The sequence below is a fragment of the Microbulbifer sp. HZ11 genome, assembly GCF_000708675.1.
GTDB lineage: Bacteria > Pseudomonadota > Gammaproteobacteria > Pseudomonadales > Cellvibrionaceae > Microbulbifer.
Map to the genome: position 1 here is coordinate 588,503 of NZ_JELR01000002.1, position 24,766 is coordinate 613,268.

Annotated in this window: 21 protein-coding genes; 10 read left to right on the plus strand and 11 right to left on the minus strand. The window is 56.2% G+C overall.

The features are described 5' to 3' along the window. Positions 1-12: 12 nt before the first annotated feature. The gene (locus AU11_RS10180) at positions 13-2,220 is read right to left on the minus strand and encodes a S9 family peptidase (protein ID WP_197023818.1); all 2,208 of its coding nucleotides are present in this window, start codon (positions 2,218-2,220) and stop codon (positions 13-15) included. Positions 2,221-2,519: 299 nt separating this feature from the next. On the opposite strand from AU11_RS10180, the gene AU11_RS18090 reads away from it, so the two are divergent. Both AU11_RS18090 and AU11_RS10190 read left to right on the plus strand, forming a co-directional pair. Further along, on the plus strand, positions 2,520-2,696 hold the full coding sequence (locus AU11_RS18090; protein WP_043319173.1) for a DUF1328 domain-containing protein: 177 nt from the start codon (positions 2,520-2,522) through the stop codon (positions 2,694-2,696). A gap of 57 nt (positions 2,697-2,753) precedes the next feature. Further along, entirely contained in the window at positions 2,754-2,951 is a 198-nt protein-coding gene (locus tag AU11_RS10190; RefSeq protein ID WP_043319175.1) for a hypothetical protein, read from the plus strand. 93 nt (positions 2,952-3,044) lie between these two features. Here AU11_RS10190 and AU11_RS10195 read toward each other — a convergent pair whose 3' ends face one another. Beyond that, a complete protein-coding gene (locus AU11_RS10195) occupies positions 3,045-4,436 on the minus strand; it encodes a sigma-54-dependent Fis family transcriptional regulator (protein WP_043319177.1) in 1,392 nt (463 codons plus the stop codon). A 293-nt stretch (positions 4,437-4,729) separates the two neighbouring features. On the opposite strand from AU11_RS10195, the gene AU11_RS18305 reads away from it, so the two are divergent. Then, complete coding sequence (locus tag AU11_RS18305; RefSeq protein WP_156035265.1) at positions 4,730-5,098, plus strand: hypothetical protein; 369 nt, start codon at positions 4,730-4,732, stop codon at positions 5,096-5,098. Between the two features lie 79 nt (positions 5,099-5,177). After that, positions 5,178-5,744, plus strand: a complete 567-nt coding sequence (locus tag AU11_RS10205; RefSeq protein ID WP_043319181.1) for a BON domain-containing protein — start codon at positions 5,178-5,180, stop codon at positions 5,742-5,744. A 99-nt stretch (positions 5,745-5,843) separates the two neighbouring features. Here the strand turns inward: AU11_RS10205 and AU11_RS10210 are convergent, their stop codons facing one another. The 4 genes from AU11_RS10210 to AU11_RS10225 form a co-directional block, all read right to left on the minus strand. Continuing rightward, the gene (locus AU11_RS10210) at positions 5,844-7,247 is read right to left on the minus strand and encodes a sodium:solute symporter (RefSeq protein WP_051687157.1); all 1,404 of its coding nucleotides are present in this window, start codon (positions 7,245-7,247) and stop codon (positions 5,844-5,846) included. A gap of 74 nt (positions 7,248-7,321) precedes the next feature. After that, positions 7,322-7,711, minus strand: a complete 390-nt coding sequence (locus AU11_RS10215) for a RidA family protein (protein WP_231491821.1) — start codon at positions 7,709-7,711, stop codon at positions 7,322-7,324. A gap of 373 nt (positions 7,712-8,084) precedes the next feature. Then, positions 8,085-9,524, minus strand: coding sequence for an amidohydrolase family protein (locus AU11_RS10220; RefSeq protein ID WP_043319183.1), 1,440 nt, complete (start codon positions 9,522-9,524; stop codon positions 8,085-8,087). A gap of 28 nt (positions 9,525-9,552) precedes the next feature. Continuing rightward, positions 9,553-10,419, minus strand: coding sequence for a MurR/RpiR family transcriptional regulator (locus AU11_RS10225; RefSeq protein WP_043319185.1), 867 nt, complete (start codon positions 10,417-10,419; stop codon positions 9,553-9,555). 206 nt (positions 10,420-10,625) lie between these two features. Between AU11_RS10225 and AU11_RS10230 the strand changes: the two genes are divergently transcribed. The 3 genes from AU11_RS10230 to AU11_RS10240 are packed head-to-tail and all read left to right on the plus strand — an operon-like array spanning position 10,626 to position 15,283. After that, a complete protein-coding gene (locus AU11_RS10230) occupies positions 10,626-11,840 on the plus strand; it encodes an amino acid deaminase (protein ID WP_081848056.1) in 1,215 nt (404 codons plus the stop codon). A 26-nt stretch (positions 11,841-11,866) separates the two neighbouring features. Further along, positions 11,867-14,395, plus strand: a complete 2,529-nt coding sequence (locus tag AU11_RS10235) for a beta-N-acetylhexosaminidase (protein WP_051687158.1) — start codon at positions 11,867-11,869, stop codon at positions 14,393-14,395. Positions 14,396-14,413: 18 nt separating this feature from the next. Next, a complete protein-coding gene (locus AU11_RS10240) occupies positions 14,414-15,283 on the plus strand; it encodes an SMP-30/gluconolactonase/LRE family protein (protein WP_043319188.1) in 870 nt (289 codons plus the stop codon). 132 nt (positions 15,284-15,415) lie between these two features. Here the strand turns inward: AU11_RS10240 and AU11_RS10245 are convergent, their stop codons facing one another. Continuing rightward, entirely contained in the window at positions 15,416-18,547 is a 3,132-nt protein-coding gene (locus tag AU11_RS10245; protein WP_043319189.1) for a TonB-dependent receptor, read from the minus strand. Positions 18,548-19,075: 528 nt separating this feature from the next. Between AU11_RS10245 and AU11_RS18470 the strand changes: the two genes are divergently transcribed. Both AU11_RS18470 and AU11_RS10255 read left to right on the plus strand, forming a co-directional pair. Continuing rightward, a complete protein-coding gene (locus AU11_RS18470) occupies positions 19,076-19,501 on the plus strand; it encodes a hypothetical protein (RefSeq protein WP_043319191.1) in 426 nt (141 codons plus the stop codon). 66 nt (positions 19,502-19,567) lie between these two features. Beyond that, positions 19,568-20,188: a hypothetical protein gene (locus AU11_RS10255; RefSeq protein WP_197023819.1), complete on the plus strand. Its 621-nt coding sequence runs from the start codon at positions 19,568-19,570 to the stop codon at positions 20,186-20,188. Positions 20,189-20,210: 22 nt separating this feature from the next. Here AU11_RS10255 and fghA read toward each other — a convergent pair whose 3' ends face one another. After that, positions 20,211-21,053, minus strand: a complete 843-nt coding sequence (gene fghA / locus AU11_RS10260) for an S-formylglutathione hydrolase (protein WP_043319193.1) — start codon at positions 21,051-21,053, stop codon at positions 20,211-20,213. Positions 21,054-21,065: 12 nt separating this feature from the next. Continuing rightward, positions 21,066-22,208, minus strand: coding sequence for an S-(hydroxymethyl)glutathione dehydrogenase/class III alcohol dehydrogenase (locus tag AU11_RS10265; RefSeq protein ID WP_043319195.1), 1,143 nt, complete (start codon positions 22,206-22,208; stop codon positions 21,066-21,068). Positions 22,209-22,452: 244 nt separating this feature from the next. Between AU11_RS10265 and AU11_RS10270 the strand changes: the two genes are divergently transcribed. Next, positions 22,453-22,839, plus strand: coding sequence for a hypothetical protein (locus tag AU11_RS10270; protein WP_156035271.1), 387 nt, complete (start codon positions 22,453-22,455; stop codon positions 22,837-22,839). Between the two features lie 59 nt (positions 22,840-22,898). On the opposite strand, the gene AU11_RS10275 is transcribed toward AU11_RS10270, so the two are convergent. Together AU11_RS10275 and AU11_RS10280 are read right to left on the minus strand one after the other, a co-directional pair. Then, complete coding sequence (locus AU11_RS10275; protein WP_043319199.1) at positions 22,899-23,564, minus strand: hypothetical protein; 666 nt, start codon at positions 23,562-23,564, stop codon at positions 22,899-22,901. Positions 23,565-23,809: 245 nt separating this feature from the next. Continuing rightward, complete coding sequence (locus tag AU11_RS10280) at positions 23,810-24,754, minus strand: tyrosine-protein phosphatase (protein ID WP_051687160.1); 945 nt, start codon at positions 24,752-24,754, stop codon at positions 23,810-23,812. Positions 24,755-24,766: the final 12 nt, after the last annotated feature.

Consider the following 24,766-nt stretch of genomic DNA (forward strand, 5'->3'; position numbering starts at 1 on the left):
ACCACAAGCGTGTTATTCCGATGCCTTCAGAGTGCGATCAAAAAAGTCCTTCATCATCTGATGCCAGTGCTTACGGGTTTCCTTGCCGCGCAGGCTGTGCTTTTTGCCGGGATAAGTCATCAGTTCAAACTGCTGACCGTTGTCCTGCAACTGCTTGATCAGTTTGGTGGTGTTGGTAAACAGCACATTGTCATCCGCCATGCCGTGATAAATCAGCAGTGGGCCTTTCAGATCCTTGGCATAGGGAAAGACCGACGCTGCCTCATAGGCTTCCGGCACCTGATTCGGGTTGCCCATATAGCGCTCGGTATAGTGGGTATCGTACAGCCCCCAGTCGGTCACCGGCGCACCAGAAATACCGGCCTTAAAATAATCCCCGGTCTTGAACATGGTCATCAGCGCCATATAGCCGCCATAGCTGTGGCCGTAAACACCAATGCGGTCCGGATCTACAAACGGCAGTGAGCGCAGGAATTTCACCCCGGTCACCTGATCTTCCACTTCCACGCCGCCCATTTTTTTGAAGATGGGATCTTCAAATTTTTTGCCGCGATTCGCGGAACCGCGGTTATCCAGCGTGAAAACCACATAACCCTGCTGGGCCATAAACTGGTTGAAGGGCCTGTCCCAGCTGTTGGTAACCAGCTGCGCGTGGGGGCCGCCGTACAGGAATACCATGGTCGGGTAGGACTTCTTGGGATCAAAGCCCGCGGGCTTGTATAAGCGGTAATAAAGCGTGTGCCCTTCCGGTGCCTCAATTTGACCAAACTCCGGCTCGATCCAGTCACTCATATACGGGTACAGCGGGTGGTCTTTCTCCACCTTGTTTTCCTGCAGCCAGGTCACGCGCTTGCCATCGGTACCGTGCAGGCTAACCTGAGCCGGTGTGCTTGGATTGGAGTAGGTATCGATATAGCCAGAGGCATCAGCGGCAAATTTGATGCTGTGCATGCCGGCGCGGGAGGAGATTTTTTCAATCTTGCCGCTGCCGTTCAGGTCGGTCACATACAGGTGGCGCTCCAGCGGCGTGTCTTTGCGACCGGAGAAATAGACATTGCCGGATTTCTCGTCCAGCGCTTCCAGTTCGTCGATAGCCCAGTCACCACGAGTTAGCTGCGCCAGTTGTTTGCCGGAAAAATCATACAGGTAAAGGTGCTTGAAACCGTCCTTTTCCGACGCCCAGATAAAGCGGTCGCTGTCTTTCAGAAAGCGCAGGTCGTGGAACAGGTTCACCCAGGTATCGCTGGTTTCCACCAGTGCGTTGCGGGTCTTGCCGCTGGGGATATCCACAAAGCGCAGTTCCAGTCTGTTCTGGCTGCGGTTCTGCCATTGGTAGGAAAGCAGGTTATCCCGCGCCCATTTCACCCGCGCAATATAGATATCTTCGTCTTTGCCGAGATCCAGCCACTGGGTTTTTCCGCTGGCGAGATCCAGCACACCCAGTTTGATTTTTACATTGGAGCGGCCGGCAGCAGGGTAGCGCTGCTTGATCATATCGATGCGATCCGCATAGATCTCGCTGCGGGTAACTTCATCCACCGGACTCTCATCCACCTGGAGGAAAGCGATGCGCCTTTCATCCGGCGACCACCAGTAACCGGTCATGCGGTCCATTTCTTCCTGGGCGACGAATTCCGCCATTCCGTTTTTGATCGGGCCCTTACCATCACTGGTCAGTTGACGTTCCTTACCGCTCTCCAGGTCTACCACAAAAATATTCTGGTCGCGTATAAACGAAACAAAATTACCTTTGGGCGACACCCGCACATCGGTTTCAAAGGCTTCGGTTTCCGTCAGGCGTCTGGACTTCCCGGCATCCAGGGAGTAATAAAAGACATCACCGGCCAGAGGAAATAACAGTGACCGGCCATCTTTAGACCAGCTGTACTCCATGATACCGCTGCCAAAAATCCGCTGGCGCTCGCGCCGTGCCTTTTCTTCATCGGAAAGATTTTCTTCGCCACTGTGAAGCGTATCGGAATCCACCAGCATACGGGTTTCACCGTCACTCAGGCGGTACTCCCACAGATCGTAGCGGTTGTAATCTTCCTCGCGACCTTTAAGAAAAGTGACCCGACTGCCGTCCGGGGAGTACTGCAAAGCGCGAGGGCTTATACCGCTCAAGGCGGGATCGGAGAAGATTCGGTCGATCGTGAGCTGCTCGGCAGCGCAAAATCCCGAGAAAACAGACAAAACCAGAGGAACAGCTAATCGTTTCATAATCATCAAGGTCGCCACGTGAACCATCCACCAAAACTGGCGGTAAAAATGACATAAATCCATGGGAATTAGTAGCCAGGAGGCGATGAAACCGGCATTCAGCAGGTTCAGCGTCACGCTCACGTAAAAATTTCACACAGGTCTGAAAAATCTACCACTGACCTTTCCCGGTACAGACAGAAATTTATCCGCAATTTTGCGCAAAGCAAGGCACATTGCCGCCTGGCGAGAATTGGCACGGTGTTTGCGAAACCTCCATCGACACACAGCCATGCACTGCACCCATACGGAGATACGACATGCTTGGATGGTCTATTGCCTTTCTCATTATTGCCCTGATAGCGGCGCTATTCGGATTTACCGGTATCGCCAGCGCCTCAGCCGGTATTGCGAAGGTCATCTTTTTTATCTTTATCGTCCTGTGGCTAATTGCACTGGCCGCAAACGCCATTCGCGGCCGGGGCCCGAAGCCTTAACAGGCCGCACTCTTGACCTATAAATCTGACTATTGATTTCAACCAAGGAGCAAACCTATGAAAATCTTCAAGAATGCTTTTTTTATGGTACTGGCCATTACCGCAGCCATGAGCCTGGCAGCCTGCAGTGAAGAGAAAGATGCGGAGTCGATCGGAGAAACCATCGACGAGACGGTCACTGATACAGGAAACGCGATTGAAGACACCTGTGAAGATATGAAAGAGGAAGCAAATGCGGAAGATACCGACTGCTAACCGTTGGACCCGAAAACAATTTTCGGCCAGAAAAAAGGGAGCGCATTGCGCTCCCTTTTTTAAGGTTGAGATAAAAGGCTGAGCTGAACAAAGCTACTCGCCATTCAATGAATCAATCACCGATTGCGCACTGGCGTCGCTGCCAGCTTTCTCGTATTTCTCCAGCTTGTTGTACAGCGTTTTCACACTGATCCCAAGCTGCTCTGCGGTCTCCGTTTTATTGCCATCGTTCTGCTCAAGAGTGCGTTCAATTGCCACCTGTTCGAGCACATCTAACGGCACACCTGCGGGCACCTGCGTTGTCACCGAAGCCGGGCTCTGCTCCCCATCAACCTCTCCAAGAATAATATGCTGAGGCTCTATGACATTTTCGGCAAGAATAAATGCGCGCTCGACACAGTATTTGAGCTCCCGCACATTTCCGGGCCACCGGTGTTGTGCCAGCAGTTTCAGAGCCTCCGCACTGAACACCTTGGCAGTGTCTTCCTCACTATTGCGATACACCAGGAAATGTTGAGCCAGGCCCGTAATATCGTCACCGCGATCGCGCAGCGGCGGGACGCGAATAGGAAACTGGCAAAGTCTGAAATAGAGGTCCTCGCGAAAAATGCCCTCATTGACCGCCGCCTCGGGGTCACGGTTTGTCGCCGAGACCACGCGCACGTCGGTTTTCCGCAGCTGGCTGCTGCCCAGAGGACGATACTCACCGGTCTCGAGCACCCGAAGTAACTTGACCTGATGTTCGAGTGACATTTCTGTCACCTCATCAAGAAACAGCGTGCCTCCCTCGGCCTGTGCGAACAATCCATCGTGGGCTTTATGGGCACCGGTAAATGCCCCTCTGGCATGGCCAAATAACTCGCTCTCAACCAGTTCAGGGCTCAGGGCACCACAGTTGACAGCCACAAACGGAGCCAACGAGCGACCACTGGCCTGGTGCAGTGTATTGGCCACCAGCTCTTTACCGACGCCGCTCTCCCCCACCACCATGACATTCGCCTCGGAACCTGCCACCTTCCGCAGAGTCCGATAAAGTTTGCGCATGGGGCGTGCGGACCCCACCAACAGACCGTACTGATCCAGTTGGCTGCTGACCGGTCTCTCCTGAGGCTCCGACTCGACATCCAGCTCAGACACGATCTCTGCGATTGCCTCTCCGATATCTTCCGCATCGTAAGGCTGCCGGAAATGAAAGCCACCAGACCGCGAGGTCGCCTTATCGAGTGCCTCATTGGGGGTACCGTCACTGAGAAAGAGGTATTCGCACTCTGCCAGAGTATGGGATTCCGCAAGCGGCCACAGCGCATCAATATCGCACTCAGCGGTGTCAACAACCGCCAGGTCATAGCAATTGGCGAGCAATGCATCCAGCCACTTGTCGTCATCGCTAAAGTCATCTTTTGCGAGGGGGCTTTCCAGTGAGCCGATTACCCGCTCACGGATGGCCGCGTCCTTGATTCTCAGAAATACACGTCTCCGGCTCATTCCCAGTTCCTTATAAAGTCAACATATGAATGCTCAACAACAGTAACGCCAGAGCGCAAGGCCCCACTGGCACGGGGATTGAATTGTATCACCATGTAAACGCGAATGTTTTCGCACTCGCTCTACCCTCACTCGGTAGCGAGGACGAACAGGAGGACATTGTGGCCAACCAGAAATTTTCGAATTCCCCGTTAAAATCCGATTATCCGTCGGTTATTTTCCGCAGAATGGCGGAACTACATCACACAAGTACCCATGCAGCCAGGTTTTACGGTTCCCGGCTCAGCCCCAGCTTGGACTATCCACTACGAAAATGTTTCCAGAACCTGAAAAATTTACATGGCAACCTGAAAAATATTCTATCCGCGGAGTTACGAGCACATACGCAACACCACGCTTCAGGCCGAGACAAATCGTCCCTGGAGACTGACTCGAGAGCCACGGAGATCGCTCTGCGCTACCGCTCTCTTTCCCTACTGGTCCCCAAGCCCGGACCGGACCTGATTGACTACCTGGTTACCACGGAACGCCGTCAGAAGCGCTTACACCGGGAGTTACTCGAAGAACTGGGTGACGCGTCGCTGAAGATTTCGATCTCCGCGCAGACAGCGATGTTACAGGTCACCATAGATCGAATGGCCGCCTTTGCCGCGCACAATTAAGTCGGTGACAGGCGAAAATTTTAAATTGGCATGGTGGTTGCAATTATCCGGTCGTCAACAGCAAAAAAGGATCTCAGAAATGCAACGTCATATTCACTTTTCCAAATCCGCTCTGTTCTCTGCCATCGCTGGTGCAGCCCTGGGCATGTCAGCGTTAACTCATGCAGAAGACAGTGCAGAAAAAAGTGCTGTGAGTGATGCCTGGCTCGACGGAAAAGCAGAAACTGTTCTGTTGCTGAATGAAAATCTTAACAACTTCACGATCAACACCGACGTCTCCGATGGCGTAGTGTTACTCACTGGTGAAGTGGAGAGCAATGTAGACCGACGTCTTGCGGAAGAATTGATTTCCAGCGTAGACGGTGTGAAAAGCGTGGAGAATAAACTGAGTATCGCCAACAATGAACCGATTGGTGAAAAAATCAATCGTGAGTATGTCGATGCAAAAATCGCCACGGTTGTGAAGACGCGACTGCTGATGGATCGAGAAGTAGCTGGTACGGATATCGATGTTACCTCGAAAAACGGCACCATCATTCTACGTGGCTTAGTTCAATCCGGGGCGGAAAAAGATCTGGCAGAAGCGATTGCGCGCAACACCAATGATGTGGACAAGGTGGAGAACAAACTGAAAGTTTCCGGCTAACCTGCACGACTACCCCATTTCTCACAGGATCTCCTGCAGACACATTGTGGCTCCCCCAAGCCACAACCATCCGTTGGCCGGTTCCCCACCGGCCCTTTTTTATTCTGCGGAAGGCGCAACGGCTGCCTCAGTCACTTCCCTCTCGCTACGCGAACATAAATAGCTTGTGACAACCCCGCAAACCAGCGCTGCAGCTACGGCCGGAATAATCGGATTCCCCCAAAAACTATTAGCCGTTGCCAGCACCAACATTGAGACAATGGAGCCAGCCAACAGGGATGCCAGGGCGCCCTGCCAGCTATATAGGGGCCAGAAGCGCCCCAGCAATCCGCAGGCGAACAGTCCCGCCATCACTGTAGAAATCATTTTACTGATATATCCGATCAGGTCATCGGACATCATCGCCAGCGCCAACGCAATACCGATAACAACCAGCAATCCAATACGTGACTGTCGCAACCCACCACTCGCTTCTTGCGGCGGAGTCTTTCTTATGTCGCGTACCAGTACGGTTACACCGGCAATGGCATCGGAACTAGCACTGGACATGGTGGCCGACAAACCCGCCAGCAATACCACCACACCGATGCCCAGCGGAAGCACTTCGATCGCGAGATAGGGGAAGGCGAAGTTACGATTTTCCAGGGCGGGATTCAGTACGAAGGCGCAGATACCGATAAGTGCCGGTATCAGAGAAAAGAACAGGTAAAGACCACCGGAAATATAAAACGACTTGCGCACCGAGCCGACGCTGCGTGCGGAATAAATACGCTGACGGAAAGATGGTGTGGCCAGCACACCAACGGCAATAACGGTAACCAGGGAAAGTGCCGGCAGGAATGCCATCGGCTGTGCTTGTTCAACGGCGCGCTGGGATTCCATAACTACTTCCCAACCACCCACGGTGTGCACCGCAAACACTCCCATCAGCAGGAACCCGGCAAACAGCACCAGAGCCTGCAGGGTATCGGTCCACACCACCGCGTGGTAACCACCCACGATCACAAAAACTCCAAAGCCCGCGGCGACCAGCAGTTTTGCCAGTTGCAGGTCGATACCGGTAATCCAGGCAAGGTACAGGCTTCCCCCCAGGATATGCGCGCCGAGCCAGCCCAGGCAGGCCAGCAGAATCAATAGGGCTACTACCTTGTTTACCAGCGGGTGATTACCCACATAGGAGGCCAGCTCTTCACTCATGGTGGAAAAGCCCCGGGCCCGTGCAGGAGCGAAGAGCAAGCCAAGCAGCAGAATTCCCACCGCACCGCCGATACCATACAGGGCCCCGGCCCAGCCATTGGCATAGCCAAAGCCTACCGCGCCCATGGAGGAACCGGTGCCGACCATGGTGGCAACGGTGGTGCCGATGGTCAGAAAGATCGGCAGGCTGCGACCGGCGAGCAGGAAGTCGTCCTCATCAGTGCTGCGCCGGGAGGCGAACCAGCCAACGGCGATCAGGAAAACGATATAGAGGCCGAAGGCCCCCAGGAAAATACTGGCATTCATACTGAAAAATTATTTTTATTGAACGCGAATTGTTGGATTATTTTTTTACTACTTTGACAACCCTGATATTTAACTCAGGGTTTTGGCTGTTTGTAACACACTATGCCAACTTCTACTTTGCAGTCTACTACCAGGTCGCATACAGAGCAGATTCGCGCGGGTGGATGATCTCCGAAATTTTCTTTGAAGACTTTATTAAAAGACTGAAAGTATCTCGCGTCGGTAAGAATCACCGTCACATGGATCACATCCGCGGCGCTGTAGCCAGCCTTGTCCATAATCGCAAAGCAGTTGTCGATGGCGAGCTGGGACTGCTCCACAATCCCTCCTTCCACCACTTCCCCATCGCGCATCGGCGTCTGGCCCGACACATAGAGAAAACCACCGGCCTCTACCGCACTGGAAAATGGCAAATGCTGGCCACCCGTGCCCGTTCCACCTTCGGCGCCGAATCTCTGAATCATGATTACTACCCTTGTTGAAAATTTAGTGGTACATGTCAAAGCAATTTCAGTGGCGGTGGATTACCGGGTGAAGACTTTCGGGACCGCTGTGAACCCATCCCTGGGCGCTGCGGCGCAAACATCCTGTTTGCGACGCTCCCAAAAGTCTTCACCCGGTACTCCACCTTCACGCCCAACCAATCACTTCGAAAGCGGAAGCAAGGTCAAGCTTACGAAGTGCAGGGCTCCGAATTCTAGGCAGAGCGTCGGGTAGGGCTTTTTGAAAGCGTCGGCAACAGGGATGTATTCACAGCGGTTTCAAAAAGCCCTACCCGATGATCTGCCGCCACCACACGAGAACAGAGCACCACAGAGTCCGAACCAGCCACCGCAACTAATCGCGAAACAAAAAGGCCCCACTCCGGCTGTCATGAACAACACCGCCGGAGTAGGCACAAACCCCGTTTACCCACACCCGGGATATTCCCTGCGCCGGACGCTGCGGTTGTGCATAACTCGCCATGGATTCCAGCGCGGCGTAATCGAACAGCACCAGATCCGCGCAATACCCTTCGCGAATAAACCCGCGATTCGCCAGGCCAAAATTGGTCGCGGAAAGTCCGCTCATTTTGTGCACCGCCTGTGGCAGGTCGAACAAGCCGAGATCGCGGCCGTAGTGGGCGAGCACCCGCGGGAAGGCACCCCACAAACGTGGGTGAGGATGGGGATCGTTGGGGAGACCGTCGGAGCCGACCATGGTGAGGGGGTGCTTGAGAATGTTTTTTACATCCTCATCGCTCATGCAGTGATACACCGCACCGGCGGGCATCAGCTTTTCCGCGGCCTCAAAGTTGGACAGATTCCACTCACGTGCGATTTCCGCCAGCGAGCGGCCACCCTGCTCGGGAAATGGCTCGGACCAGGTAATAAACACTTCCACATCGTCGGTGACCTGCGCCAGATCCAGGGTGCTGGAGCTGGCGGTGTAGGGGTAACAGTCGCAGGCAACCTGCTGATACTCGGCGGCAGCTTCCAGGGTTCCCAGCACTTCTTCGCTGCGCCCCCAGTTACCGCGCCCGGCGCATTTCAGGTGGGAAACAATCAGTGGTACCCGATGTTCCCGGGCAGTCATCAATGCCTCGTCCATCGCTTCCAGAATGCGATCGAACTCGGTGCGCAGATGGGTGGTGTACACGCCGCCCTGCTCTGCGAGCTCCGCAACCATTTCCAGAACTTCGGCCGTATCCGCACACTTGGCGCTGCCGTAGGCGAGGCCGGAACTGAGTCCGATGGCGCCCTGCTGCAGGGCACCGCGCAATTGCGCGCGCATGGCGGTGAGTTCTGATTCGGTGGCGGTGCGCTGCAGGTCATCCATATGGTTGTTGCGCAGGGAGGTATGGCCTACCAGTGCCGCCACATTCACATTGGGGCTGGATTTTTGCACCGCGCGGGCGTAATCGGAAAACTGCGGGTAGGCGAAGCGATTGCGATCGCCCAGCAGATTCAATGGATCGGGCGGATCGCTTTGCAGGGTAACGGGGCTGGCACTGATGCCGCAGTTGCCAACGATCACCGTGGTAACCCCCTGGCTGATTTTGGCAGGCACCTGCGGATTGTGGATAACTTCGAGGTCGTCGTGGGTGTGGACGTCGATAAAACCGGGAGCGAGGTACAGGCCTTCGGCCTCGATAATTTCTCGCGCAGTGTCTGTGATAGTGCCGGGCTCGGCGATGCGCTGGATACGGCCATTGGCAAGGGCAATGTCGGCGGTAAAAATGGCAGTACCGCTGCCGTCGACAACCGAGCCCTTGCGAATCACCGTATCGTACATCATTCCATTTCCTTTCGGTCCCAGCAGGCTGCTAGTCTCCCAGCGGCAAGCGATCCTCGCCGTGCTTGTGACTGTCGAGCGTATGCTTGAGACGCCGCAACGTCTCACGGCTTTTGCGTTTTTGTTTAACCGCCAGCTCGGTGGCCAGCACATCGATCGCGGCCAGCATCACGTAGCGCGCCGCGGTCGGTTTGAAAATGTAATCGGTTTCCAGAGGTTCCATCGGCACCAGGTGGTGCAGAATTTTCGCCAGTGGCGAATCCGCAACGGTGACGCCCAGTGTGGTTGCGCCGTACTCCCGCGCAATCTCCGCCGCTTCCTGCACATCCGGGCTGTAACCGCCCATGGAAAGACACAGCACCACATCGTTGTTGTCGATGGTGGACGCCGCCATGCGCATCAGCATGGGATCCGAGTAGGCAGTGGCCGGAAAACCCAGGCGGAAAAACCGGTGCTGACATTCCTGAGCCAGCACGGTGGAGCCGCCACCCACCCCAAAAATCAGAATCTGACGGGCCTTTACCAGAGCCTCTACCGCGGGCTCGATCACCGCCTCGGTAATCAGCCGCGCATTGTGATCCAGTGCCGCCTTGATCTCGTCGTAAACGCCATAGTTGGCACCGGGCTCTGCCTTTACCTCGGTGTAGAACCGCTGCCCTACCGCCAGCGCCTGGGCAAGACGCAATTTCAGGTCGCGTACATTCTTGCAGCCCACCGCTTTGGCAAAGCGGGTAATGGTGGCCTCGCTCACGCTCGCTTTATCCGCGAGCTCACTGATACTCGCGTGGGCGGCAAAGCCGATATCGTCCATCACCAGGCGCGCGATCTTCTGCTCGGCATCGCGCAATTGGCCATAATGGGCGTTGATCTTCGAAACAATATCCGGTTCGTGACTCACGGCAGGGTTCCTGTTTTCCTGGTGTTCTTTAGGCCGCACGCTGCGACACTTAGAAACGACTCTTTGATGCGCCCCATTTGAAACGGATAGGGATGTTACTGAACTCGGTGCAGTATATGTATCGTGTTTGTTACTTTCAATACTGCATTTAAATATGTGATACTTTCTACCATAGATTCTTCACTGTTTTGAGACGGAGTTGGCCCATGAGCGCCGAACCCAAAGATCAGCAATATTCCCCAGCTGCCAACCTGCTGCGTGAGGAAATCCCCCTGCCCGCAGCGGTCCTCTACCGCTCGCGCCTGGAGCACAACCTGCAGTGGATGCAGTCATTTGCCGACCAGCGCGGGGTAAAGCTGGCCCCCCACGGCAAAACCACCATGACCCCGGCACTGTTCCGCATGCAGCTGGCCGCAGGTGCCTGGGGTATGACCCTTGCCAACCCGCAGCAGGCAAGGGCAGCGGCAGAAGCCGGGGCAACCCGGATACTGATGGCCAACCAGCTGGTTGGCCGGGCAAATATGCAGCTGGCAAGTGACTTACTGCGGGATTACCCACAGCTGGATTTCTATTGCCTGGTGGACTCCACAAACAATATCCGCCAGCTGGGAGAATTTTTCGGCTCCACTAAGCAGCCACTGAAAGTACTGATTGAAGTCGGCGTGCCCGGGGGGCGCACCGGCTGCCGCAATACCGAAGATGTGAATGCGCTGTGTGAGGAGCTTAAACGCTGGCCCCAGTTGCAGCTGGCGGGTGTGGAAACCTACGAGGGACTCATCCATGGAGAAAACGCGGAAGCGCGTGTGACCGAACACCTGAAAATGGTGCGCGATATTTGCCTGTCACTGCTCAAGCGAGAAGAGTTTGCCACCGAAACGGTCATTCTGAGCGGAGCGGGTTCCGCCTGGTACGATCTGGTGGCCGAGGTATTTACCGATCACAAGGCGCCGCGCATCCTGCCGGTACTGCGCCCGGGCTGTTACCTCACCCATGACCGGGGCATTTATGAGGAAGCACAGGCCGCGGTGATGGCGAGGCTGGGCGAGCACTGTTGCCCAAGCGGGGATTTGCAATCGAGCCTGGAAGTCTGGGCCTATGTGCAATCGCTGCCGGAACGGGGCATGGCGATTCTAAATTTCGGCAAGCGCGACGCCGCTTATGACGCGGGATTGCCGCGGCCGGAATTGCACTTTCGCCCGGGCCGGGACACAACCCCGCATACAATCACGGAAGACTGGCGGCTTACCAACATCATGGACCAGCACGCCATGCTGCAGATTCCCCGGGACGCCGATCTTCAGGTGGGCGATATACTCGCGCTCTCCACCTCGCACCCCTGCCTCACGTTCGACAAGTGGCGCCAGGTACTGATCATCGACGATGATTACAACCTGCTGGAAACGGCGGAAACCTGTTTCTAATCATCACAACAAGAATAAAAAAAGATATGGGAAATCTATTGTTCAAGGTCAGCGCACTGACAGGTCTGGCTCTCGCATTGGCCACCCCGATTGGTAGCGCTGAATCTACAGGCCGCGGGGAAGTCAAACTACTCACGCCATTGATGCCCTACCCCCGCCAGATCCAGCCAGTTTCCGCCGACCCGATGCAACTGGATGCGAATAGCCAGCTCTGCTTTGCGCACGCAGCCTCTCCTAAACTGATCGCGGCCACCGAGCGTTTCCGCGCGCAGCTGCAGCGCCAGCGCAATATCGCATTGCAGGCTGCCGTCGACTGCAAAAAAATCGCGGACAATAACGCGGCGGCACGGATCGAAATCGCCTTTGAAGGCAAACCGCAACGCATTGATGAAAACACGCTGGCGGCACTCGACGTCAACCGCGAGTTTTACCGCTTGCACATTGAGGCGGACAAGGTGCGGCTGAGTGCCCACAGCGACACTGGACTGCTTCACGGCCTGCAAACGCTCTCACAATTGAGCGGCGTCGGGGAGACCGCATCGAGCACAAACGACATTAGCTTGCCGGCCGTCGAGATTGTCGACTACCCGCGATTCCGTTGGCGCGGAGTGCTGCTGGACTCCTCACGCCACTTCCTTTCGGTCGACACCATCAAACGCCAACTGGACGGCATGGCGGCGGCCAAGCTGAATGTCTTCCACTGGCACCTGACCGACGATCAGGGCTGGCGCCTGGAAAGTCGCGCCTATCCGAAACTTCACCAGACAGCGCCCGGCGGCAACTTCTATACGTGGGAACAGGTGCGGGAAATCGTCGCCTACGCCGCCGAGCGCGGCATCGTTGTAGTACCGGAAATCGATATGCCCGGCCACGCCAGTGCCATTGCCGTCGCCTATCCGGAATTGATGTCTGCGCCCGGGCCCTACCAGCCGGAAGACCGCTGGGGCGTGCACAAGCCGCTGCTCAATCCCGCCAACCCGGCGGTGTACACCTTTGCTGAAAAAATTCTCGGGGAAGTCGCCGACCTGTTTCCGTTCGAATATGTACATATCGGCGGGGACGAGGTGGACCCGGAGCACTGGGAACAGAACCCGCAGATACAGCGCTACATGGAGGAACACGAACTTGGCGACAGCCACGCACTGCACAATTACTTCAACAGCCGGCTGGCAGAGATTCTGAAAGGGCTCCACCGCAAGATGATCGGCTGGGATGAAACCCTGCACCCGGATCTGGCACCTACGGCCGCGGTACAGTCCTGGCGCGGTCCGGATGCGCTGGGTGAGATTGCCCGCGCCGGACACTACGGCATTCTGTCCACAGGCTTCTATGTGGACCAGCCCCAGTACACCAGTTACCACTACCGCAATAACATTATCCCCGCGCCACTGAAATTTGATGCCATTCAGCCCGGGGAGAAGTGGCAGACCTGGCAGTTCGAAGCACCGCGCAAACGGGGCAGCGCGGTTACCGGATCTTTTACCATTGTGGAATCCTCTAGCGGCGAGCTGCGCGGGGTGATGGTATTCAATGGCAAACAACCCGCGATTCTGCACCAGGTCAGGCGTACCGGCCCCTACACCTACTTCCGGTTGGACACCTGGATGGGCCCGCTGCGCGCGCGAGTGAACCTGCAGAACGAAACTCTGCGCGGTGAATTTATTGTGGGTAACGCACCCTACCACCCAAAGGGTGAATTGATTGCCAGCAACAGCCAGGAGAGTAAAGTCCCCACGTTTTCTTCCGGCTCTTCTGGTACTGCCGCGCTCAACGACGCACAGAAAAAGAATATCCTGGGTGGCGAAGCGGCACTCTGGGCGGAGATGGTGGACGAACACAATATCGACCTGCGCCTGTGGCCCCGCACTTTTGCGGTCGCGGAGCGACTCTGGTCGGACAAGGAGCTGAAGTACGAGGATTTTCTCTATCAACGGCTAAGTGGAATCGATCAATGGGCGGAAACTGCGCTGGGGCTTCAACACAACATCCAGCAAACGGATGCGCAGGAAAAACTATTCCCGAAAGACCTGCAGGCAGAGGCGCTGGCATTCTCGGCCGTACTGGAGCCCGCCCACTACTACCACCGCCACCACGAAAAATCGGCCAATGAAACCTACTCCCGCCGGGATTCCCTGCACCGCTTTGCCGACAGCCTGCCGGTTGAGAGTATGGCCCTGCGAGATTATCGCCAGCTTCTGGATAGCCTGCCGGAAAATTCCGAATCCGACTTCACCCGCACACGGGTGCTGAGCGGCCTCGAAAGTATGCAACGCGCAGGTGCCGCCGCTGAGATTCTACTGAATCAAAAAGGTCAGCTTTCCCCTGAGGTCCAGCAGCTGGCAGAAAAAGTGCAACAACAGCTGGAACTGACCGTGCTGATTACCGAGCGCTACCAGAAGCAACAGACCTTCTCGGAAAGTGAGGAAATCAATATCCGCACGCGACTGGCAGCGCTTAAAGGAATGCACGCAGAAGTGACTCTGCCTGCAGTTTATATTCTGGAGCGGCTGCTGGACCAGCTGCAGTACGCTTTAACGAAGAGCCAAACAAAGTAAACGGACAATATCTTGAATATGGTTAAGACCTTAACAACCTCCCTGCTGGCCTTGGCGATTGCCGCAAACGCCGCGGCTTCTACAGAGATCAACGAAAAACCGGACACTACCGACTGGATGCCCGAGGGCAGCTTCACCAGCGGTGTGGAGGGACCTGTGGTCGGCCCCGATGGCAGCCTGTATGCGGTAAATTATTCAGAGCAAGGCACCATCGGCCGCGTCATAGCAAAAGAGTCCGGCGAAGTCTGGCTGAAGCTACCCAAAGGCAGTATCGGCAACAGCCTGCGCTTTCACCAAGGCTTTTTGTATGTAGCGGATTACACCGGCCACAATGTGCTGAAAATCGACCCGGCCAATAAAGAGATCCAGCACAGGTTCCACAACCCGCAGATGCACCAGCCGAACGATATTACTATTGCGGGTGACGGCACCATGTATGCGAGCGATCCGGACTGGGCGAACGACAGTGGGCAGCTGTGGCGTATCTCACCAGACGGTGAATTTACGCTACTGGAAAAGGACATGGGGACCACCAATGGTATCGAGCTGAGCCCGGATGGTAAGAAGCTGTATCTCAATGAAAGTGTGCAGCGTCGGGTGTGGGTTTACGACGTGCTGGAGAATGGCGATGTAGCCAACAAACAGCTACTGATCGCGTTTGATGACTTTGGGCTGGACGGAATGCAGACGGATAGAGAGGGAAACCTGTACATCACCCGCTACGGCGCCGGCACCGTACTCAAGGTTTCTCCCACCGGTGAAATTCTTGCAACGATCCGCCTGAAAGGACAACACCCGACCAATATCGCTTTGAGCGCCGACGGAAGCATCGGGTACGTGACCATGCAGAAGCGCGGTGCCATTGAGTATTTCTCAATTCCTCACTGACTGCGCTAGAAAATTAGAAGTAAATCTGAGGTCCGTGACTCTCACTCGCTGAAAAAGCAGATAAAACAAAAAAGGTGTGCCACTTGCGTGGCACACCTTTTTGTTGAACAACTTTGTCGGATTAACCCGCGATCAGAAATTACCGCTGATCGTCAGGCCATAGCGACGGTCGGTCTTGAAGGTCAGGGACTCCTTGGTGGTGCCTTCCTGATTGACCTGCGCCAGGGTCTTGGTTTCAAGATCCAGCAGGTTGCCGATCTCCAGTCCCACTCGCCAGTTGTCGTTCAGGGAATAGAACAGGCTCGCATCCATCATGCCGGCAGCTTCCGTGTAGATGGGGGCGAACTCGTTGGAGTCGCGGCGGGTCACCATGTAATCCGAGCGCCAGGTGTAGGCGAGACGCATGGAGAAGTCGTTGTACTCGTACATGCCCACGATGTTGTAGTTCTGATCGGAATAGCCCTCAAGCGGCAGCCCGGAGAAGTTGCGGAAGGTATCGCGCTGATCGCTGATGGGTTGTCCATCGGCAGTGAAGCGCTGAGCACCCAGGCCGCTCTCCGGATCGTTCAGGTCATTCTGATCGATGTAGGTGTAGTTGAGCTGCAGTCCCAGACCACTCAGCGCACCGGGCAGGAAGTCGTAGAACTGTGAGTAGGACAGCTCGACACCCTGAATGGAACCAGAGCCGGTATTCGCCGGGCCTGTCAGGCTGAATTCCTGGGAAATGCCATTGTCCGGATTGGTCACGGTTTCGACGAAACTGCGATTGCGGATAATGTCGTGCATTTTCTTGTAGAACAGCCCCATGGAAACCGAGCCTGCGTCGGAGAAATACCATTCCGTTGTCAGATCAAAGTTGTCGGCTTTCTCCGGCTCCAGGTTCGGGTTCAGCGAGGTACCAAACAGGTTAACGTCGGTCACACCGACCACCGGGTTGCTGGCGTCGTCGGTGTCGTCGGAGCCCGGGTTCTCGCGTATCGCGGTGTAGCTGATGCCGAGGGTTTTGGTGCTGCGGGCCTGATCTAGCGTCGGGAAATACAAGCCGCGGGAGGCACCGAAACGCAGCAGTACATCGTCAGTCAGGTTGAACACCAGGTTCAGGCTGGGGAGTACGGTATCGAAGTCCGTGCCCTCAACACTCTGCACGGAACCGGTGCCATCGGCAAACGCGTAGAGGTCCGGGTAGGTTTCCTGGAAGACGCTGATCAGGCTGTCGCTGCCGGAAATGGCCGCGGGCAGTACCACGTAGCCGTCGGAGTCCAGCTGGTAGCTGACATAGCGCAGGCCCACATTACCGCGCACTGGGACAACGCTGTCATCTATAGCGAAATCAGCGCGGATATATGCCTCAAGGCGCTCTTCCCCGGTATTGGAAATATCGTGGGCGGCGAATGGGCCATCGACGCGGCCGGCGAGATCTTCGGAGCCCGAATAACACTCTGCATTGGGCTGCCCGGCGGAACCGAACGGCGCATTGTTCCAGGTGCCACAACCATTGCGCATGGCCTCACTGAAATTCTTCACCAGGCTCATACGCGGGAAGTAGAAGTTGCTGGTGATATCACCCTGCAGTACCTGACCATCGTAAAAATCACTGAAGTCGACGGTCTCCCAGGCTTCCGGAGCGACATCTGGACCGGCCTTGTCCACCTGCGCCTTCACCCAGCCTTCATTCACGAAGCCCCAGTTGGCGTACTCGGTGTTGCGCATGGTCAACGCTTTATCCGAGTAATACATACCGGTGTGAATTTTGTTGAACAGGCCATCCAGCTCGTAATCAAGATCGAGACGGAAGCTATCGCCCTCGGCGTCCGAGTTGACCTCGTGATCCAGCGCGGTGGCAATATAGTGGGTCTGGTTTTCACCGGCCCAGTTTGACCAGTAACCCGGGTTGTTCCAGGTGGGGTTCAGGAACTCGACGGTGGGCAGTGAGCCGCGCAGATCCAAGAATACGTCCGAGGCACTGGAGCCTGGGGCAACGCGGGCGTTGATACCATAGTTGTGCACAATCTCTTCGGATTCGACGTGCTGGTAGTCCACGGATACCGTCATGCGATCCGTCGGCCGGAAGGTCACATTAAGGGAGGTATCTTCCACCGAGTTGATGTTCTGGTTGTAACGGGAGGAAGCCAGCATCGGCAGTTCGGCGTCGGCGCGGATGATACCGCTGGTGAGGTAACCGTCGTCGAAAGTGATGGGATGCGCCTCGTCCTCCAGCCAGTGGGCGGCAAACCAGGTGGTGGGGTGGAAGCCCTGCCCCTGGGTACCGATCACACGCTCTTCCCACTCAAGCTCGGCCTTGGAACTGATGTGTTCCAGGGTAGCGGTGATCCTTTCATCGTTGCTCTGCCACTGCACGGAGCTGGCAAAGCCTTCGCGGGTGCGATCATTTTCTGCGGTGCGCAGGGAGAACTGGCCAGGGGCATACACCACACTGCCGGGTTCCTGACCGGGAATCATCGGGCCTTCCAGCGGCGAGTCCTCTGCCGGGCGAACCACCGCACCCCAGGCCATTTCGCCAATAAATGCATCGCCGCGGGAATAGTAGTTGGCTACGCCGACGCCATCGCCGCGGGTTTTGTATTCGGAACCGGAGCCCGCTACCAGGAAGCCGATCTTACCGATATCGGTTTCCCAGGAATCGGAAAACAGTCCGGAAAAGGACGGCGTGGCCTCCTCACGAAAATCGCCGTAATTAGCTTTGGCGGTAAACGCCAGAATCTGCTCGTCGGAGTCCAGCGGCTTGCGGGTAATCAGGTTTACCGTGCCGGCGATACCACCGGCGGTCAGGTCCGCGGTCTGGTTCTTCACCACTTCTACCGCGCCCAGCAGTTCCGGGGAGATATCTTCGTAGTTCAGGCCACCCCAGGGATTGGCACTGAAGGCATCGCGACCATTGATCTCACTGCGTACCCGGTCGAGACCGCGCACCAGCACACCGGTGCCTTCATCGGCGTAGTGGTTGGGGTCGTCGGACGCGGCAAAGCGCTCGATGGTCACGCCCGACACCCGCTGCAGGGCCTCGGTCACGGACTTGTCTGGCAGTGCGCCGATGTCCGATGCGGTAATCACGTCTTTTACCGTGTCCGCATCCCGCTTCAGGTCCTGTGCGGACTGCAGGTTGGAACGCAAATCACCGTAGACCACAACCTCTTCTACCAGTGCATCGTCGATTTGTTCTGCTTCCTGTGCAGCGAGCTGTCCTGGCAACAGGCCGTAGACCGCGCCGCATACGGCGATACTCAGCAGTTTCCTGTTGAACACTCTGTTAAATGTGGGATGGAATTTCCTTGGCATGGCGAACCCTCGGTGATGTTTATTTTTTATTCGTATCGGCTTGTTTGATTATTAGTATCTGCGCGGCCACCTGGGCATTTTCTACACCCGTGCGCACCCTGCCACTCCCCCTGAAAAGGCCCGATAAACGCCCCCAACACACAACTCCTGGACGCTGCCCCTACTCCAATCATTGCAGGAGGTAAAAAAAGCTCCGGGAACTCTCTAAGCCGGTTCCCCCGGCCAACCCGGTGGTACCAGAGCGAGCCCCGACTGCGAGCGATACAAGGTGAAGATCTAAAAAATGGACTGGTGGTACCAGCGCATACTGGAAAACATACCAACCAGGAAAATAACTTTCAACATTAAATTTTATTAATGTTAGAAACTTTCACAAGCCAGGCTCCCCCCTCGACATCTCCCGGTTAACACTCGTTAACGGATCTTTACCCAACGGAATTCAACGAAAATGCGACCGCGATTGTCTCAACCAGCGCACACCACATAGGAGACACCATGAAACGTCTGTACAGCGCTGCCGCTTTCGCGGCCATTGCCACGGTGACCGGATGCGCCAGCGCCCCGAAAGCGCCGCCGGTTTTTTCCGAGTCCTTCATTACCAGTATCACCCCGCAGGGCAACCATCTGTTTACCTACACCGCCAGTCTGAGCATGGAAAATGCAGGAGGTGGCCGAAAACCGGGCGGCGGCGGTCGAGGTGGCAAGGGAGGCGGAGGCCCCGGCGGCGGCATGGGTGGAGGTAAAGGCGGCGGCGCGGGCGGGATGCCGGCCAAAATGCGCGAAAACGCCAGCGAGGCCGCCATGGAACGTCTGGACCTGGTGCTCGCAGAAACCAACTACTGCCCACATGGGTGGTTTGTTATCGAAAAAACAGCAGACCGGGGCAATGTGGAGGTTAAAGGAGAGTGCCGAGCCCGTTGAGGACCCTACGATTCTCCGTGAGATAGCGTAAACTGGCCTGAATAAATCCAACTCTGGGCGTTATCAATGAAAATTCGGGCCAGTGCCATCCTGTCACTGTCTGTCAGCGCGCTGTGGCTGTCAGGCTGTGACACCAAGTCTCACCCAACTGCACAGGAACATCCTGCCGACCAATTTCTGAAAAACATCGCAGCCCATTGCGGCCAGGCTTTTGCCGGAGACATTACCGCCAATGAGCCGCCCTCCGATAAACCCGACCCGTTTGAAGGCGAGGAACTGGTCATGCATGTGCGCGGCTGCGAGAACCCGGTACAGGAAATTCACATTCCCTTTCACGTGGGCGACGATCGATCCCGCACCTGGATTCTGACACGCACGGAAAACGGGCTTCGACTCAAGCACGATCATCGCCACAAAGACGGCAGTGAGGATGCTGTCACCATGTATGGTGGCGATACCGCCAGTGCGGGAACAGAAAACCGCCAGGAATTTCCGGTGGATCAGGAATCCATTGAGACGTTTAAGCGTGAGGGACTGAATGCGTCACTGGAGAATATCTGGGCCATGGAAATTCACCCGGACCGATATTTCATCTATGAATTAACCCGCCCCAATGGGCGGGAATTCCGCGTGCAGTTTGATCTGAGCAAGCCCGTACAGGCCCCACCGGCACCCTGGGGGCACTGACCCCCGAGGCGGCTGAATTTACTCAGGGGTTATGCAGCAGATAGTCTGCGTGGAAACGCAGGTGCTGCTCGATAAAGGTGGCAATAAAATAGTAACTGTGGTCGTAGCCCGCGTGAAACTCCAGTTTCAGTGGATAACCCGCCGCGTCCGCCGCCGCCTTGAGGGCATTGGGCTTCAGCTGCTGATCCAGGAACTGATCCTCTTCCCCCTGGGATACCAACATCGGTAATTGCGCAGTGGCGCGGCTCAGTAGCGCGGTCGCATCGTATTCCTCCCACAGGGATCTATCCGCCCCCAGGTATGCCGCCAGGGCCTTCTCTCCCCAGGCACAGGCCATGGGATTGCAGATGGGACTGAAAGCAGACACCGAGGTATAGCGGCCGGGGTTTTTCAACGCAATGGTCAGCGCACCGTGCCCTCCCATGGAGTGGCCGCTGATGGCACGGCGATCACTCACCGGGAAATTTTCCTCAATCAGCGCCGGTAACTCTTTCACCACATAATCGTACATCTGATAGTGCGGCTTCCACGGCGCCTGGGTGGCGTTCACATAAAAGCCAGCGCCCTTGCCGAGATCATACGCCTCATCATCCGCTACCCTGTCACCTCTGGGGCTGGTATCCGGAATCACCAGAGCAATACCCAACTCCGCCGCCATACGCTGAGCGCCGGCTTTCTGGGAAAAGTTCTCATCGGTACAGGTAAGGCCTGAGAGCCAGTACAGCACCGGAAACCGCTGATTCTTTTCCGCCTGGGATGGCAGGAAAATGGAAAATTGCATTTCACAATCGAGCGCATCCGAGCGATGGCGATACTGGCACTGGTTGCCGTCAAAGCTCTGGGTCTTGCTGACAAGTTCTAGCATGCGGGAAGCACCTCAGTTGTGGTGACTATGGTTGTAATGAATCACGCTGCGAATACTTTTGCCTTCATGCATCAGATCAAACGCCTCGTTGATCTGCTCCAGCGGCATGGTGTGGGTGATAAAATCATCCAACTGGAACTCGCCGGCGAGGTAGCGCTCCACGTATTCAGGCAGCTGGGAGCGCCCTTTCACGCCGCCAAACGCGGTCCCGCGCCACACTCGCCCGGTGACCAGCTGAAACGGCCGGGTGGAAATTTCCTGGCCCGCTCCGGCAACGCCGATAATCACGGATTCGCCCCACCCCTTGTGACAACACTCCAGGGCCGAGCGCATAACATTCACATTGCCGATACACTCGAAGGAATAATCCACACCACCGTCGGTGAGCTCCACGATGACTTCCTGAATCGGCTTGTCAAAATTTTTCGGGTTGATGCAGTCGGTAGCTCCCAGCTTCTTCGCCAGCTCAAACTTGCTTTCATTAATGTCGACGGCAATGATCCGGCCCGCTTTGGCCAGGCGCGCACCGATAATGGTGGCAAGACCTATCCCGCCAAGGCCAAATACGGCAACGCTCGCGCCCTCTTCCACCTTCGCCGTGTTTGCCACCGCTCCCATTCCGGTGGTCACACCACACCCCAGCAGGCAGATCTCTTCCAGGGGGGCCGACTTGTTTACCTTGGCCACGGAAATTTCCGGCAGTACCGTATATTCGGAGAAGGTGGAGGTGCCCATATAGTGATAAATCGGTTCACCGTTGACGGAAAAGCGCGTGCTACCGTCGGGCATCAGGCCCTGGCCCTGGGTGGAGCGGATTTTCTGGCACAGATTGGTCTTGCCGGAGGTGCAGAATTTACACTCGCCACACTCCGGGGTGTACAGCGGAATCACGTGATCACCCACCGCGACACTGGTGACACCCTCGCCGATGGACTCCACCACACCGCCGCCTTCATGGCCGAGAATGGCTGGGAATACCCCCTCAGGATCATCGCCAGACAGGGTGAATGCATCGGTGTGACACACACCGGTCGCCATCAGTTTGATTCGTACCTCGCCCGCCTTGGGCGGTGCAACTTCCACTTCTTCGATGGACAGTGGCGCGCCGGCTTTCCAGGCGACCGCGGCTTTACACTTGATCGGCTCCGCTGACATGTAGCTCTCCTGTTTGTTCTGATGGCCCTTTGGGCAGAAAGCTTAACAGATCAGAACATGCCTGCCTGTCTTTAATACACTGGTCGCCGCCGCTGTCGCACTGTTTTACATCAGAGATCAATTCTCACGCCCTTTCCTGGTGCCGGAGATTCACCACTCGGCTCCATAACACCGGAGCCCGGCGGGTTCCGCAGAGCTGGCCCATTCCTTGCTCCGCCATGGATAAAGGACAACAAAAGGCTCAATGACGATGACCGACCACCAATGGCTGATGACCTCCCAGGCACTCAACTCACTGCGGAAACTGCGCAAACGTATTCAGGCCGAGTTTGGCATCAACCTGCGTTTTTCCGATTTTAATTTTGAGCAGCAGCTGGCTGATCTCAAGCACCGCAGTAAAGATACGGAGTCGCTCACTCTGATCGCACAACTGGAAGCCATGAAAGGAGGGCCGTTCCTCACCGGCCAAGAGCCACCGGAACGACTGTATCGCGGGCAGAAAGTTTTACGGGAATCCGCGCACAAGGATATCTATGAAATGATTTATGGCGATGAACTTGCGCTACACGATGGGCGGGGGTCTCAAGCGCAGCCACGCAGGATGTATCGCGGCCAGCCCGTGATCCGCTGACCGCCTGCCTCCCGTTAAACGGAACAGGCAGACCGCGAGTGCCGGGGGGTAACGCCTGGTTACTTGCGGGCCAGATCCTGCAGAGCATCCACTTCCAGAATATCTTCCATCTCGTCGAGTACTTCCTCGGCAAGTTCCTCCAGCAGACGCTCAGTAGCCTCACGGGTGGTATCTTCCACGGTACCACCATCTTTCGGGGCCTTGGTACGGTAGCGGGCCTGCAGTTTCAGGTCGGCGATGTCCACACTCCCTTCCCGCAGAGCTGGTGCGCCGGCCTGCGAGCCCAGTAGCTGGTAGTGAAATTTTCCATAGGCCGTCATGGTGCCCTTTTCCACGTCATAATCACTGCTGCTGAATATATCGAGAATTTTCTGCCGCACCGTTACATCAAATTCGGTATGCAGCGTCAGCGGTGCGGCACTATCCACAACACGCACCCGCTCATCGTCAAAGAATTCACCAAATTGCTGCTGAACCTGCTGGTTGAGGTACACAGCAAACGCATCATTGGCTTTCTTGCGCATTTCCCCCAGGCCACTATTACTGCCCGACAGCGCCAAAAGTATCTGCAGGTTACTGCCGGTAAGCGGGGTGGGTGCTTCGACACGAATATCAGAAGGCGCTACCGACAGCCAGAATTCCGGCTCACCGCCGGTATAGCCGGACCAGCCGCTTGCGGTGTTGGCAGAAAGCGCCGGGGACCAGGCAGTCAGACAAGACAGCATCAGCGCCAGGACAAGCGGCAGGGTTTTGGATCGCGGAGAGTGAACAGGGTGAGATTCGGGCGTGGGAAAATGGCTTAGGGGTAATCTTAGGGGCATAGTGTCTAGGGGCATAGTGTCGCTCCCGGGTCTTCGGGTTAATAGATCGTGCGGCCAGTAGGCGAAATACCAGTTTGCTGCACGAATACTATCCCTTGCAACCTGCGGGCCAGATTCAGAATCTGGCCCCGGGAGCGAACGAGTCGACACTACTGAAGATAGCGCGCCTTGAGCAGGGCCAGCTCCTGAGCATCCACATCCAGGGCGTGCTGAATATAGCCTTCTACGGAACCGTGCTGGCGCTCCATTTCGGCAAATGCGGACTCCAGCCAGGATACTTCCACGCCGGCCAGTACATTGCGAACTTCCGGCGGCAGCTGGGCAAAGAATGCATACATCTGCCTCTGTTTTCCGCTGGCATCTTCCGGCAGCTGCATGATGTCGTGCTTACTGTTTTTGATGACTTCATTGGTCAACAGGTAATCCTGCTCAATGGTTGCGCGGTCTACCCCCAGAGCGGTGAGAATCAATGCGGCACCGATACCCGTGCGATCCTTACCGGCAGAGCAGTGGAATAACAGCGCGTCGTCGGACTCGATCAGTTTCTGAAACATGGCTTTGTAGTGCGGTGTCTGTTGCCGGACCAGGCCAACGTAGCCTTTGTCCATCAGCGCCACCAGATCCTGCCTGGTGAAGTCCGGCTTGCGCAGCACCTTGCCGAACTCTGCTTCCCAATCCGCCATCATCTGGTAGTCCCAGGTCATATGATCGATTTCACCGGCCTGCCAGTGCGTGGGCTCGCTCGAGCGCTCTTCACTTGAACGGAAATCCACCACGGTGGCAATGTCACGATTCGAGAGAAACTCGTAGTCCCCTTCGGTGAGGTTGGTCAACACACCGGAGCGGTAAAGCTTGCCCCACTTTACGGTTTTCCCATCGGCAGTCTTATAACCGCCGAGGTCACGGAAATTGCGCCCGCCTTCCAGTGGCAGTACCCGGGTGTGCTCGATGGCTGCCGGGACAGCAGCCTGCTCAGCTGGCAAGGTTTTAACCTGAGACAGTGCGTTGCCGCGCATCACGTCAGAAGAAGCACAGCCACCCAGTGCCAGTGCCGCAAGCGCGGCAACCAGCGTATTCGTTATCCGTTTATTCATGGTTCACCTCAA